Genomic DNA, 13,588 nt, shown 5'->3' on the forward strand with positions numbered 1-13,588 from the left:
TTATAAATTTTTTTGTAGTTTAGTTTTCGACAGATGAGTTTGAGACAGTTGTACCAATTTGTTCACCAAATACAACTCGTTTGATATTACCAGGTTCATTCATATTGAACACCACCAAGTCGATGTCATTGTCCATTGACAAGGTTGAAGCAGTCGCATCCATGATTTTCAAGCCACGGCTAATCACTTCACGGTGGGTCAATTCATTGAATTTAACTGCATTGGCATCTTTCTTCGGATCAGCATTATAAACACCATCCACACCATTTTTAGCCATCAAAATGGCATCCGCTTCAATTTCGGCTGCACGAAGGGCTGCTGTTGTATCCGTTGAGAAATAAGGCGAACCAATTCCTGCTCCGAAAATAACAATACGACCTTTTTCAAGGTGACGAAGGGCACGTCCACGGATGTATGGTTCAGCCACAGACTGCATAGCAATCGCAGTTTGCACACGGGTATCCACACCTAGCTGCTTGAGGGAATCTGCCATAACGAGCGCGTTCATGACGGTTCCAAGCATCCCTGTGTAGTCTGCCTGCACACGATCCATACCAGCTTCTGCAGCAGGCTCACCGCGCCATAGGTTACCACCACCGATTACCAAAGCGATTTGCACACCCGAATCCGCTACTTCTTGGATTTCTCTTGCCATTTCCTGAACTGTCTTGATATCGATACCGACTCCACGTTCACCAGCAAGTGCCTCTCCAGACAGTTTGATCAAAATGCGTTCATATTTTGGTTTCATCTTCTCACCCCTCTATTTTATCCCTACTATTCTACCACAAATTTCTCATTTTATATAGCTAAATCTCTTCAATAAAAAAGAAAATGTGACTACACAAAGTATGGTGTCGATTACATTTTTCAAAACTTGTAAAACTTAAACAATTAATGTAGAATAAGAAGAATACTACGATTGAAACTGAAAAGGACGAACGATGAAAAAACACGCTTATCTTATAATTGCCTATGATAAATTCGAACAACTTGCGTTTCAAGTGTCACTCCTAGATGACCCACGAAATGATATTTATATTCATATCGATAAGCGTTCTGCATTATCAGATGAAACCATCACACTTATCAAAAATTCTGCTCAGAATTCTAAGATTTATTTTACTCCGCGAATGGCTGTTTATTGGGGGCATTTTTCCCTTGTTGAGTGCGAACTCCTACTTTACCAAACAGCAAGCGACAATGAAGAGTACGCTTTCTATCATTTACTTTCTGGAGCAGATCTACCACTTCGTTCTCAAGACTATATCCACAACTTTTTCCAGAAACATGCAGATAAAACCTTTGTTACACGCTTCAATGAAAAACAAGCAGAGGATCTTAAACTTTATAGAGTTGTTGAACATTATCACTTTTTTAGAAAAATTACGCCACGAAACCTATCCCCTTTTCCTCGAAAAATCTTACGTGCTTATCAAATTATTGAAAGCAAATTGCAAACAATCCTTCGTGTCGATCGCTTGCATGGAAAACGTAAGGAAATGGGATTTGATGGTTATTCACAATGGAAATCAATCAACCATAGTGTCCTGACAGCAATTCTTTCTGAAAGAGATTTTATCAATAAACATTTTCATCATACTTTCTGCTCAGATGAATATTACTTTGGGATGACACTCAAAAAAGCCGGTCTCTTAGATACTATCTACCACCAACCAGCTGTAAATGATATTCCTAATGAATTTCAAGGTAATCTTCGATATGTCAACTGGTGGGATGGTCATCCGTACGAATGGACAGATTCAGACCATGACAAGGCACAAATCGAGCAAGGAATTGCACTTGGACACTTCTTTACTCGCAAATTCGACCTAAACAAATATCCTGGTCTAAAAGACTTTATTCAAGAAAAAGTAAAGGAAGCCTAAAAAACAGGATATTCTCAAAAAACAACATACTAAGAAGACTCCTATTTCTGATAAACTAAAATAGGAGCCCTTATTATTTGCATTAATTAGACAATATATTACTTGTTTTTTATTCATCTTATAAGATTTCTGTAGTTCAGACTTTTATCTATTCCTTAACATGTTCTCACCAGCTCACATACTGTTATAAAACACTATACTTTCCAATAATGCAACTAAAAAATACTTTTATCCGTTGGTTCCCTGTTGATGGCAGAAGGCTGACCTTATAAAAGTATTTTTATTATGTCTCAATTTATAACAAAAAGCTTCTGGTTCCTAAAAACTTTCAGTAAGCCTTTGTTCTTTTTGTTATTTTCAAGTCTTGCTCTGACGGATAATCTTAGATGGCTAGACTTCTTCGATTGCCTGATAGCTGGCTGTTAGGCCCTGTTGGACAGCTGGTCTTTGAGCAATCTTTTCCACCCAAGCTGTCAGGTGACGGTAGGAAGCGACATCCAGAAACTCTGCAGAACCTGGATACAAGGCTCCTTGTGCCAAGCGACCATACCAAGACCAAATAGCAATATCTGCGATGGTATAGGTATTTCCAGCTACATATTCTCTTGTCGCCAATAGTTGATCCAAGAGATCCAGCTGACGCTTGGTCTCCATTGTATAGCGATTAATCGGGTATTCTTGCGCTGTCGGAGCGTAATGGAAGAAATGTCCAAATCCTCCACCAACAAATGGAGCGGCGCCAGTTTGCCAGAAGAGCCAATTAAGGACCTCTGTCCGCTCCGCCCAAGCTTTCGGCATCAATGCATCAAATTTTTCTGCTAAATATAGGAGAATATTGGCTGATTCAAAGACACGAACGGGTTCTTTTTCAGAATAATCTACAAGCGCAGGAATCTTAGAGTTTGGATTGATGCTTACAAAATCAGAGCCAAATTGATCTCCTTGACCGATATTGATGAGAAAGAGGTCATAATCAGCTTCCGAAATACCTAACTCTTTCAACTCCTCCAACATAATAGCAACCTTAATGCCATTCGGCGTTCCTAAAGAATAAATTTGGAAGGGCTTGTCTCCTTTGGGTAAGGCTTGTTCAAAACGGCTACCTGCTGTTGGACGGTTGCCAGATCGGTTATCATTTTCATCTTCCCACTTCCAAACGAGTGGTTTTGTATATTCTGTCATGTTTTCTCCTATTTTACCTTTCCTGGAAAAAGACTGGCATAGCGATAATGGTTTTGAACCTCTTGAAGGTAATGGGCTAGTTGCACCAATTCCTTAGGCGCTCGGCAAGTCAGAGCTGTCAGCTCTGCATTGACAAAGCGGTTAAGATATCCAGCAAGTATGTAGAGATTTTCTTCCCTATCTAGCCGACCTGCGACTTCCAGCATTTTTTCTCGCAGGGCTTCTGAAATAGAGCCTGTTGGCAAATTATAAACGGCAGCTAGGTAATCATAAAATTCCGTTTTTTCAACTGGTTTCATCTTCGGTTTCCTCTTTCTAAATTTCTTTTAGTATAGTGAGAACCGACTCTTTTGTCAAGAAGCCACCTAGCAAAAAAAGATTGCCCTAAGACAATCTTTCTATTGATTAAAGTGAGTTAGGATCAACTTTGATACCAACACCTTGTGTTGTTGTGATTGATACTGAAGTCATGTAAGTACCTTTAGCTGTAGCTGGTTTAGCTTTAGCCATTACATCGTGGAAAGCTTTGAAGTTTTCAACGAGTTTGTCAGCGTCAAATGATACTTTACCGATAAGAGCTTGTACGATACCTGCTTTGTCAGCACGGTAAGTGATTTTACCACCTTTAGACTCTTCAACTGCTTTAGCAACATCCATTGTTACTGTACCAGTTTTAGGGTTTGGCATCAAGTTACGTGGACCAAGTACACGACCAAGACGTCCAACAACAGCCATCATATCTGGAGTTGCGATAACAACGTCGAAGTCCAACCAACCACCGTTGATTTTAGCAACGAGGTCGTCTTCACCAACAAAGTCTGCACCAGCAGCTTTTGCTTCTTCTGCTTTAGCACCACGTGCGAAAACAAGAACGCGTGAAGTTTTACCAGTACCGTTTGGCAATACCATTGCACCACGGATTTGTTGATCAGCTTTACGTACGTCGATGTTCAAGTTGTAAGCAACTTCAACTGACGCATCAAATTTAGCGAAGTTTGTTTCTTTTGCAAGAGCAACAGCTTCTTCTACGCTGTAAAGTTTTGTGCTGTCGATTTTTTCAAGAGCAGCACGCAAGTTTTTGCTTTTTTTAGCCATGTTATATGTCTCCTTGTAATCAGATAATCTTGGGTGCTACTTAGTCAGTAACAGTGAATCCCATAGAACGAGCAGTACCTTCGATCATACGCATTGCAGCTTCAAGAGATGCAGCGTTCAAGTCAGGCATTTTAGTTTCAGCAATTTCTTGTACTTGTGCACGAGTAACTGTTGCAACTTTAGTTTTGTTTGGTGTACCTGAACCTTTTTCAACACCTGCAGCTTTTTTCAAAAGAACAGCAGCTGGTGGTGTTTTAGTCACGAAAGTGAATGATTTATCTTCATACACAGAGATAACGACTGGGATGATCAAACCAGCTTGGTCAGCTGTACGAGCGTTGAACTCTTTTGTGAATCCCATAATGTTGATACCTGCTTGACCGAGTGCTGGTCCGACTGGTGGAGCTGGAGTAGCTTTACCTGCAGGAATTTGAAGTTTTACGAGTTTTTCGACTTTTTTAGCCATGATATAAAATCCTCCTATTGTGGTTTTGGCGGTAATTACAGATTTTTACCTCCCACAAATATGTGTTTTGCACATACCTTTTTATTATACACTAAATTCAAAAAAAAGCAAGCATTCATGCTCACTTTTTCTTATTTTTCTGCTAGTGCAGAGCGAACCATGCGAAAGAAAGTTTTCATTTCCTCCAGGCTGGTTTTTGAGCCCTTCTCCAGTCGGTCAATTTCCTGTCCATCTGAGAAATAAGCCATGTAAGGAACTGTTTTGATGGTAAATTGCTGTCGAAAGGCTTGGATATCCTTATCCTCTCGGTCCTCGGTATCTAAAAAATAAATCTTTGGCCGCAAACTTTTTGGACTTGCAGAATAGGTCTTTAGAAACTGGTGACAATAGAGGCAACTTGAACGTCCCGCATAAAGGACAAATTCTTCATCATCTGCCAAGAAGGTTGTGATTTCCCCTACATTGACTTCTTGAAAGTCTGTCACAACTTCAGCATACCATTCATGGTCTAAAGCAGATTGATCCCGTGTCGCTGCAAAGGGGCGTATCAGTACATAAGCAAGAACTAGGCTCAGGGTAAGGACGGCTATTCCAATTCCGATAATTTTTTTCATCTTCTTTCTCCTAGCTTCTTCATTCTGTTAGAAACTGGTTTACATTTACCTCATTTTTTTATAGAATGAAGCTATGATTATTCTAAAAATTGCTTCGATTCTTTTCTTAATTCTTACACTAACAGCTTCCATCATAGCTGTCAAACTATTCGGCTTGGAAAAGAAGGGTTGGAACTTTGCAGATATTGCCTTCCCACTCTATTTCATCGAATCCTACATCATCTCAGATCGGATATTTTACCACAGCTTACTTCCCCATTTGGTCCTCCTCTTGGGACTCTTAGCTATTGGGATTGCTAGCTTCTTTCTGTTTAAAAAACGAACCTTTTCCTACCGTCGCTTTTTCAAATTTTTCTGGCGATCTGGTTTCATTTTGACCTTCCTCTTTTACCTAGCCCTTGTCATCACCTTGTTCACCCTGAAATAGCAGGCTGATAATCGGCAAGAGGCTGGTCGATAAAGACAAAATCAAATTCTTCAACAACATCATGATGGGAGTTGGGAGCTATCGCATCTGCGCCTTGCTCCCACTTCTTTTTATTCATGAATTTCGAGCGGTAGACCATCTGGATCAAAGAAGAAGGCCATCTTCTTCCCATCAAAATCGTCTGTCCGTAGGGCTTCATGTCGGATGCCCAAACGGTCAAATTCTTCTAAGCAAGCCTCCACATCTGCAACCTGGAAGGCTAAATGGCGTAGACCTGTATGCTCAGGATGAGGCATGGCTGGTCTAAGCGGAGCATCCGGTTTGATGAAAATTTCTAAGATCATATTGCCCTTTTTGACATTGAAAAGAATGTCATTTTTTTCTGGCCGGATGTGTTCATCCAACTGTTCAAAGCCCAATTTATCGACATAAAATTCTCTTGTTTGTTCATAATTACTGCCGATGATGGCAATATGATGGACTGCTTCAAATTTCATTACTGTGTCTCCAATACCTTTCTAGGCTTGGTTCCTTCTGCTGGACCAATAACCCCTGCTGCTTCCAATTCTTCCATGAGTCTGGTTGCTCGGTTAAAGCCGACAGATAATCGGCGTTGGATCATGGATGCGCTAGCTTTTTGCGTTTCGACAACCAAAGCCCGTGCTTCGTTGAAAAGTGGATCTCCTCCAGCATCACCAAAACCTGTATCACTATCGCCTTCTGCCACTTCACCAGGGTCAAATGTCTCATCATAGTCTGCCTCAGCTTGCTCTTTGATAAAGCTCACAATGGCTTCTACATCATCATCTGAAATAAAGGAACCTTGCAGACGGACTGGGTGGTTTTCATCGATCGGTTTGAAGAGCATGTCCCCTCGTCCCAAGAGTTTTTCTGCACCATTTTCATCTAAGATGGTCCGACTATCTGTACCGCTTGATACCGCAAAGGCAATCCGCGACGGCACATTGGCCTTAATCAGACCAGAGATAACATCAACGGATGGACGTTGGGTAGCAAGAATCATGTGGATACCTGCTGCACGAGCCTTCTGTCCCAAGCGAATAATGGCATCTTCCACTTCCTTGCTGGCTACCATCATCAGGTCGGCCAACTCGTCCACAATTACGACAATCAAGGGCAGGGGAATCTGCTTTTCATTTGAACGGGAGTTAAACTCTTCTACCTTGGCATTGTAACCTTCCAAGTTTCGTACCCCAAGATGGCTAAAGAGCTCATAGCGTTTTTCCATCTCGTCCACGACTTTTTGAAGGGCACGAGCTGCCTTGCGGGGATTGGTCACAACAGGGATCAATAGGTGAGGAATATCGTTATAGACTGACAATTCGACCATTTTGGGGTCAATCATCATGAACTTGACTTGGTCTGGTCCAGCCTTCATCAGGATGGAAGAGATAATTCCATTGACTGCAACGGACTTACCTGAACCAGTTGAACCTGCTACGAGCAAGTGGGGCATGCGCGCCAAGTTAAAGGAGCGAACAGAGCCATTAACTGCTTTTCCAAGTGGAATCTCCAAGAGTTTGTTGGCATCCGTCTTGGATTGCTCCCAAAGTTCTCGAAAGGGTACCATGGCAACTTCTGAGTTAGGAACTTCTATACCGACCAAAGATTTACCTGGAATCGGTGCTTCAATACGGACATCTTTGGCAGCAAGTGCCAGGGCCAAATCGTCAGCTAGATTGGAAATACGGTTAACACGAACTCCGACTGCTGGTTTGACTTCATACTTGGTAACGGACGGACCAATCTCAGCCCGTTCAACTGCTACTTTAATCCCAAAGCTAGCAAAGGTTTCTTCCAAAACCTTGATATTTTGACGAACAATCTTTTTCTCATTTGCTTGACTTTTGGCCTTAATAGGTGCAAACAAATCAATGGACGGTAGCTTATAAGCCAGATTTTTCTTTGGTTGAAAATCAATCTGGATGTCCTGTCCATCATCGTCAGATACAACTTGTTGCTGAGCAGGAAGATCTGCCTCATCTTCAACCAATAGGACTGGAAATTCCTCTTCCTCTTGACTGTCATATCCTGAGATAATTGGAACTTGGGGAGCTTCTTCTAAAATCTCTCCTGTTTCAAGGTCCACATGTGGATGGAGAAGGGCGACTGCCTCTCTCTCTTTCGTCTCTTGTTCTAACCTAAGAGCCGCTTGTTCAGCTTCTAAGGCTGCTTGCTGCGCAGCTTTTTCCGCACGTTTTTCCTCTTTTTGAACTGCCCGAAGGGCTCTTTTTTCTGCCCTCTCCTGACTTGCCTGACTCATGCGCTGGCCAGCAAGTCCAAGAAACTCTCCGATATCATAGACAGACCAGGGACCGATGAAAAAGAGGCCAAACAGAACCAACAATCCTGCAATTAAAAAGGTCCCAATATTGGCAAAAAGAAAGGAAACCGGCAGGTAGAGAGTCCCTCCGATTAAGCCACCGCCTAGAAATTCCGTTACTTTCAAACCAAAAAGGTCCTTAAAGGCCAACTCTAGGGTATGTCCAAATAGATCTCGTCCTGTATAGACTTGATCAAAATAAGCCTGATAAGCCAATAAGAATCCGATAATGATAAACCCGATTCCCAAGCGAGTTCCTTCCCTCTCCTTGATTTTCGGTCCTACAAATGCAATGATAAATGCCGCAGTTAAACCGAGGTAGGCCAAACTACCAATCAAGATACGAGTTATATTATAAAGTGTGACACCAACTGCACCCAAGCGCAGCATGGTAAAAATGAGTAGAAACAGGAACAGACCACGAACTACAAAATTCTGGACTGTCTGTCTCTGCGCCTGCTCAGCCTTGGTCGGCCTGCGGGTCGCCTTTCCTTTTTTACTTGACTTTGCCATATCTTCCTCAACTTTCTCAATCTCCTTATTTTATCATAATTTAGATAGATTTTCATAGATAAAAAAAAAGAGATTGGCTTTGCCAATCTACATCTTCTTCTTTGGATGTTTGTCAATGACTTCTGGGTGATTATCCAGAGCAGCTCTGCCTTTTTCCGTCAGGGCATAGCCACGGACAGCAAAGTAAGGAGCTAGTTTTTCTTCTGTCAAGTGGTCCTTGAGGGCAGTGTCGAGGTCGGCCGCCTTCATCTTGGAAAGACCGGTCACGCCTTCTGCCTTGAGGATATTCTTCTTGGCAGTGGAGGTGATGTGGTCCAGCGAATCAAAGGCTGACTCTAAATAAACATAGCCATCCGCCAACAACTTTTCCATGTGGGCAGGTCCGTTGATGCCGTAGATGTACTCAAAATACTTGGAATAGGGTGTCGTAGTTGTAAAGGTGCCAAAGTTGACACGCCAGAGGAGGATAATGTCCCCCGCCAGCAAGCCTTCTTCCAGGCGAATCATATTGCGTTTGGGAACGGGCTTGGCCTCCAAAAGCCAGGCTGCCAAGTCACGTTCAGGGGAAATATAGGGCTTTACCTCATGGTCTTTGTACATTTCTTCAAGACGTTTTTCAATAGACATTTTTCAAACTTCTCCTATATAGCTCAGCCTGACGGGTTCAACTGCTTCATCTAATTGGGCTGGCAAACTCCTGCTATTATACACCATTTTGTACATTTTCAATAGAAAAAAACACTATCCCCTGTCAAAACCTAGAAAACGGGTGCCTTGAAAATGCAGGCTGCCCACATCTCCCTCTGCCAAGAGGGCATACTGGTCTGGTCGTACACGAAACTCCTGCCGTTTGCCCTCCCATTCGAAAGTCACATAATAGTTGGTCCGTGCCATTTCATTTCCAAAGACATGAGTCCGTTTGGCAACCAACCTAGCCCTGCAAGTCTCTTTGGGAGCCTGGTTATTCCGCAACCATTCAGTCATATTTTTGACAATCTGAAAACAAACCGTTCCCAGTATAAGCATCGCTATTGCATAGAAGAAAAACATAAACAAGCCTGAGCTATGGACCAAATCTTGCATTTTAGGCTCCTCCTTTTTTAATAATAGTATATCAAATTTTACAAAAAAATCCATATTCATCCAGTCATTCAGCAGAAAATTGAAAATTCTACTGAATCATGGTAAAATGAGATAATTTTTACGTTTTCTAGAAAGGATTTTCCAATGAAAAAGCACATGATTCTTGCCTTGGCATCCGCTATTTTTTTAACAGCGTGCACATCAACTGCCAATCAAACGACTTCAACCGATTCTAGCAGCTCAACTGCTTCTAGCACAAGCACCGATACCAGCGCTTCTGCCCAATATGCAAAAGACCTGGCTTATGCAATCAATAATCCAAATGCTGTTTTCCCACAGCTGTCCACAGACATCGCTGAAAATGAGGCGGCTGTCAAACTAAAAACCTCTCAGGGTGATATTACCATCAAACTCTTCCCTGAGCAAGCCCCATTGGCTGTGGAAAACTTTTTAACCCATGCCAAAGAAGGCTACTATGATGGGATAATTTTCCACCGGGTCATCGAAGGATTTATGATTCAAACAGGAGACCCTCAGGGCGACGGTACCGGCGGGGAGTCTATCTGGGCTGGTAAAGATGACAGCATCGACGCTGGCAATGGCTTTAAAAATGAAATCTCCGCCTTCCTCTACAATATCCGTGGCGCCCTTGCCATGGCTAATGCAGGAGCCAATACCAATGGTAGCCAGTTCTTCATCAACCAAAACACAACCGATGCCTCTAGCCAATTATCCACAAGTAAGTACCCTGGCAAGATTATCGAAGCCTACAAGAATGGTGGTAATCCAAGCCTAGATGGTGGCTATACTGTTTTTGGTCAGGTAATTGAAGGCATGGATGTTGTTGATAAGATTGCTGCGGTAGAAACCGACGACAATGACAAACCAACCTCTGAAGTAACCATTCAAAGCATTGAAATTATCAAAGATTATACCTTTTAAAAAATGAAAACCCAGCCATACGGCTGGGTTTTATGCTTGTTCTAAAAATGCCATCAAGGTCTGCGCAGAACGTTCGCCTGCTTGGATGATAAATTCATCAAAAGTGATATTGGCATCGCCTTGGGCAGTATCACTCATGGCCCGAATGACCAAGAAGGGTTTGCCTGCATTAACAGCCGCTTGGGCAATGGCCGCTCCTTCCATCTCAACTGCTAAGACGTCTGGAAAGTGAGAACGAATAGCTGCAATCTTGTCCTGACCTGCGATAAAACTATCCCCAGTCGCAATCAAGCCGATATGACTAATCTGTTCCTGCTCTTTCAATACAGCTGCTAATTTTTCTAGCAAGCTGCTATCTGCTGGGAAATACAAGTCTTGACCTGACATTTGACCATGTGGGTAACCAAAGGCAGTCAAATCGACATCATGGTAAACCAATCGATCCGCTACTACCACATCTCCGATTGCGATGCCCTCAGCAACTGCACCCGCAGAGCCCGTATTGACAATGACATCTACTGCAAATTTCTCAGCCAAAATCGCAACAGACATAGCAGACATGACCTTGCCAACACCAGATTGGACTAAAACAACTTCATGCTGACCCAATCGACCTTGGAAATAAGTCCGCCCTAAGACTTCCACTTCCTGACTATCTACCAAGTTATCGACCAAAATGGCCAATTCCTGAGGCATGGCTGCAATAATTCCGAATTTCATTTCATTCTCCTTTATAGATAGAAAACAGCAATGATCAAGAGGACCAAGAGCAAGATGACTATTAGGAGAATTCGATTGACCTTGCTTCGAAATTCCTCCCTTTTGACAGTTTCAATTCGACGACTCTTGACGATAGAAGCATCTACTGGGATACGGACGGTTTCCCCTTCCTTATAGCCCTGGTAATCCTCCTCTTCCCAATCAAAACCGATTTCTTCCTCAAAGCGAGAAAGGTCCTGGGTTGGTTCATAGTATCCAAATCCCTTTTTATCTGTTACTGGCTCGCCTCTCTTTGCGCGCTCAATGATGTCATCTGTTAACAAGGGCTTGCCCATTGCCAATTTCCTACTTTCTCATTAATTGTAAATATTGAACCGCCATAATGGTCTTGGCATCACAAATGTCTCCATTTGCAATTAACTCCAAGGCTTCTTCCAAACTCACATAAGACAGTTCGATGACCTCGTCTTCATCCATTGGTCGTGGGTTTTCAACTTTTACCAAGTTATCCGCTAGGTAGAGTCGGATGCGCTCATTACAAAAACCAATAGCGGAGTAAAAATCTGCCAACAAGGTCAGCTTGTCACTAGTATAACCTGTCTCTTCTTCCAATTCACGCAAGGCCGCATCTTCAAGTGTATCTTCTTCTCCCAACTCCAATTTACCTGCTGGAATCTCGTAAATGGCACGTTCAATTGCCTTACGGTATTGTTTGACCAAAATCATTTTACCTTCAGGAGTGACTGCTAGGACACAGACCGCTCCCTTGTGAAAAATCAGTTCGCGTTTGCCTGTGTTACCATCTGGCAGTAAGACATCGTCAACAACTACATCAAAGATATGGCCTTTGAAAATTTCTGTACGTTGAATGGTTTTTTCTTCAAATTTCATAGTATCACCTATTTTTGGCTTGGATGGAAGGGAAAACGGATCGCATAGCCTTCTTTATTTTCCTGACGGCCACGACCGACACCGATGGCATCCTTTGGAATGTCTTTGGTAATGGTGGATCCTGCTGCTAACAATGCAGCTTCGCCAACAGTTACAGGAGCGATAATGGTCGAGTTTGATCCGATAAAGGCATTGTCGCCGATGGTAGTCTTGAATTTGTTCTTACCATCGTAGTTGACAGTAATCGTTCCTGCACCGACATTGACATTGCTGCCGATAGTTGCATTACCCAAATAGGTCAAGTGACCTGACTTGGTTCCTTCACCCAGTGTCGAAGCCTTGACTTCCACAAAGTTTCCAACGTGAACATCTTTTTTCAGAAGGCTGTCTGGACGGATATGGGCATACGGACCCACAGTCACTCCTTCTTCGATAACAGACTCTTCAATGTCTGAATTACTGATAACGACATCTGCTGCGATTTTTGAATCACGTACTCGGGTTCCGTTTGTTAAGACAGTCCGCTCACCAATCACTGTTCGACCTTTCAAGACTACATTGGCTTCAATGACAGCTTCTGCACCAATTTCCACATCGATGTCAATATAAGTCGCTTCTGGATTAACAAACGTTACTCCGTTAATCATGTGCTTTTCAGTGATTCTCTTGCGCATGACAGCTTCTGCAGTCGCAAGGGCAATACGGTCATTGACACCGAGACTTTCATCAAAATCTTTGAGGACGTAGGCACCGACCTTCTCGCCTGCCTGACGGAAAATGGAAATAACATCCGTCAAATAGTACTCACCTTGGGCATTATCCGTATTGATGTCCTTAAGGGCTTCAAACAGACGCTTGTTGTCAAAGAGATAAGTTCCTGTATTGATTTCCTTAACTTGTTTTTCAAAATCATTGGCATCTTTTTGCTCCACAATTTTCAAGACTTCGCCGTCTGCATTGCGGATAATACGACCGTAGCCGAAGGGATTATCAGCCTGAGCTGTCAAAATAGTCGCAACGTTTTTGTGGCTGATATGGAAGTTAATCAAGTTTTTCAAGCTCTCGCCTGTAATCAGCGGTGTGTCACCTGCAATAACAAGAGTATGACCTTCTAGACCTGCCAGATCTGGCTCCGCCATCATCACCGCATGCCCTGTTCCCAGCTGCTCAGATTGAAGGGCAAATTCGGATTGTCCTTCTAGGACTTCCTGCACCAATTCTGCCTTGTGGCCCACAATGGTCACTGTTTTAACAGGTGACATAGCGTCAACCGCACGTTTGACATGTTCCAGCATGGAAATACCTGCAACCTTGTGCAAAACCTTTGGCAAATCAGACTTCATGCGGGTACCCTTGCCCGCAGCTAAAATAATGGCGTAGTTTGACATAATCATTCTCGTTTCTTTGCTTATTCTCTCCATT

18 protein-coding genes are annotated in these 13,588 nt (G+C 42.8%); 3 read left to right on the forward strand and 15 right to left on the reverse strand.

All coding sequences use genetic code 11. The annotated features are described in order from the left end of the window. Window positions 1–19: 19 nt before the first annotated feature. On the reverse strand, window positions 20–751 hold the full coding sequence (gene pyrH / locus PXH68_RS06760; RefSeq protein ID WP_158456582.1) for a UMP kinase: 732 nt from the start codon (window positions 749–751) through the stop codon (window positions 20–22). A gap of 193 nt (window positions 752–944) precedes the next feature. On the opposite strand from pyrH, the gene PXH68_RS06765 reads away from it, so the two are divergent. After that, on the forward strand, window positions 945–1,889 hold the full coding sequence (locus PXH68_RS06765) for a beta-1,6-N-acetylglucosaminyltransferase (RefSeq protein WP_248027704.1): 945 nt from the start codon (window positions 945–947) through the stop codon (window positions 1,887–1,889). A 390-nt stretch (window positions 1,890–2,279) separates the two neighbouring features. Here the strand turns inward: PXH68_RS06765 and yghU are convergent, their stop codons facing one another. The 5 genes from yghU to PXH68_RS06790 all read right to left on the reverse strand — a co-directional run bounded on the left by yghU (window position 2,280) and on the right by PXH68_RS06790 (window position 5,246). Next, window positions 2,280–3,071 (reverse strand): glutathione-dependent disulfide-bond oxidoreductase, encoded by a 792-nt coding sequence (gene yghU, locus PXH68_RS06770; protein ID WP_248027706.1) that lies wholly within the window; start codon window positions 3,069–3,071, stop codon window positions 2,280–2,282. 8 nt (window positions 3,072–3,079) lie between these two features. Then, the gene (locus tag PXH68_RS06775; protein ID WP_158456588.1) at window positions 3,080–3,370 is read right to left on the reverse strand and encodes a hypothetical protein; all 291 of its coding nucleotides are present in this window, start codon (window positions 3,368–3,370) and stop codon (window positions 3,080–3,082) included. A 106-nt stretch (window positions 3,371–3,476) separates the two neighbouring features. After that, a complete protein-coding gene (rplA, locus tag PXH68_RS06780) occupies window positions 3,477–4,166 on the reverse strand; it encodes a 50S ribosomal protein L1 (RefSeq protein WP_004194879.1) in 690 nt (229 codons plus the stop codon). Between the two features lie 40 nt (window positions 4,167–4,206). Further along, complete coding sequence (gene rplK / locus PXH68_RS06785) at window positions 4,207–4,632, reverse strand: 50S ribosomal protein L11 (RefSeq protein ID WP_105116783.1); 426 nt, start codon at window positions 4,630–4,632, stop codon at window positions 4,207–4,209. 131 nt (window positions 4,633–4,763) lie between these two features. Next, a complete protein-coding gene (locus PXH68_RS06790) occupies window positions 4,764–5,246 on the reverse strand; it encodes a thioredoxin domain-containing protein (protein ID WP_248027708.1) in 483 nt (160 codons plus the stop codon). Window positions 5,247–5,319: 73 nt separating this feature from the next. Here PXH68_RS06790 and PXH68_RS06795 point away from each other — a divergent pair, with 73 nt between their 5' ends. Then, entirely contained in the window at window positions 5,320–5,673 is a 354-nt protein-coding gene (locus PXH68_RS06795; RefSeq protein ID WP_158456592.1) for a DUF3397 domain-containing protein, read from the forward strand. Here PXH68_RS06795 and PXH68_RS06800 read toward each other — a convergent pair. From PXH68_RS06800 to PXH68_RS06820, 5 genes are all read right to left on the reverse strand, one after another. Further along, the gene (locus tag PXH68_RS06800; protein ID WP_316715544.1) at window positions 5,660–5,791 is read right to left on the reverse strand and encodes a hypothetical protein; all 132 of its coding nucleotides are present in this window, start codon (window positions 5,789–5,791) and stop codon (window positions 5,660–5,662) included. The genes PXH68_RS06795 and PXH68_RS06800 overlap by 14 nt on opposite strands. Next, on the reverse strand, window positions 5,784–6,170 hold the full coding sequence (gene gloA2, locus PXH68_RS06805; protein ID WP_248027709.1) for an SMU1112c/YaeR family gloxylase I-like metalloprotein: 387 nt from the start codon (window positions 6,168–6,170) through the stop codon (window positions 5,784–5,786). The genes PXH68_RS06800 and gloA2 overlap by 8 nt, the downstream gene beginning before the upstream one ends. Beyond that, window positions 6,170–8,530, reverse strand: a complete 2,361-nt coding sequence (locus PXH68_RS06810) for a DNA translocase FtsK (RefSeq protein WP_248027712.1) — start codon at window positions 8,528–8,530, stop codon at window positions 6,170–6,172. Before PXH68_RS06810 ends, gloA2 begins: the two co-directional genes overlap by 1 nt. Before the next feature lie 87 nt (window positions 8,531–8,617). Further along, window positions 8,618–9,157 carry a hypothetical protein gene (locus tag PXH68_RS06815; RefSeq protein WP_248027714.1) on the reverse strand — a complete coding sequence of 180 codons (540 nt, stop codon included), beginning with the start codon at window positions 9,155–9,157 and terminating at the stop codon, window positions 8,618–8,620. Window positions 9,158–9,271: 114 nt separating this feature from the next. Further along, window positions 9,272–9,613 (reverse strand): DUF2500 domain-containing protein, encoded by a 342-nt coding sequence (locus PXH68_RS06820; RefSeq protein WP_248027715.1) that lies wholly within the window; start codon window positions 9,611–9,613, stop codon window positions 9,272–9,274. Window positions 9,614–9,757: 144 nt separating this feature from the next. Here PXH68_RS06820 and PXH68_RS06825 point away from each other — a divergent pair, with 144 nt between their 5' ends. Then, the gene (locus PXH68_RS06825) at window positions 9,758–10,555 is read left to right on the forward strand and encodes a peptidylprolyl isomerase (RefSeq protein ID WP_248027716.1); all 798 of its coding nucleotides are present in this window, start codon (window positions 9,758–9,760) and stop codon (window positions 10,553–10,555) included. Window positions 10,556–10,585: 30 nt separating this feature from the next. Here PXH68_RS06825 and PXH68_RS06830 read toward each other — a convergent pair whose 3' ends face one another. The 4 genes from PXH68_RS06830 to glmU are packed head-to-tail and all read right to left on the reverse strand — an operon-like array spanning window position 10,586 to window position 13,554. Then, a complete protein-coding gene (locus PXH68_RS06830; RefSeq protein WP_248027717.1) occupies window positions 10,586–11,275 on the reverse strand; it encodes a 5'-methylthioadenosine/adenosylhomocysteine nucleosidase in 690 nt (229 codons plus the stop codon). An 11-nt stretch (window positions 11,276–11,286) separates the two neighbouring features. Then, window positions 11,287–11,610, reverse strand: coding sequence for a cell wall synthase accessory phosphoprotein MacP (gene macP, locus PXH68_RS06835; protein WP_205031584.1), 324 nt, complete (start codon window positions 11,608–11,610; stop codon window positions 11,287–11,289). Window positions 11,611–11,620: 10 nt separating this feature from the next. Next, window positions 11,621–12,166 carry an NUDIX hydrolase gene (locus PXH68_RS06840; protein WP_158456608.1) on the reverse strand — a complete coding sequence of 182 codons (546 nt, stop codon included), beginning with the start codon at window positions 12,164–12,166 and terminating at the stop codon, window positions 11,621–11,623. Window positions 12,167–12,174: 8 nt separating this feature from the next. After that, on the reverse strand, window positions 12,175–13,554 hold the full coding sequence (gene glmU / locus PXH68_RS06845; protein WP_248027718.1) for a bifunctional UDP-N-acetylglucosamine diphosphorylase/glucosamine-1-phosphate N-acetyltransferase GlmU: 1,380 nt from the start codon (window positions 13,552–13,554) through the stop codon (window positions 12,175–12,177). Between the last annotated feature and the right edge of the window lie 34 nt (window positions 13,555–13,588).

Source organism: Streptococcus sp. 29896, assembly GCF_032594915.1.
Classification (GTDB): Bacteria; Bacillota; Bacilli; order Lactobacillales; family Streptococcaceae; genus Streptococcus; species Streptococcus suivaginalis.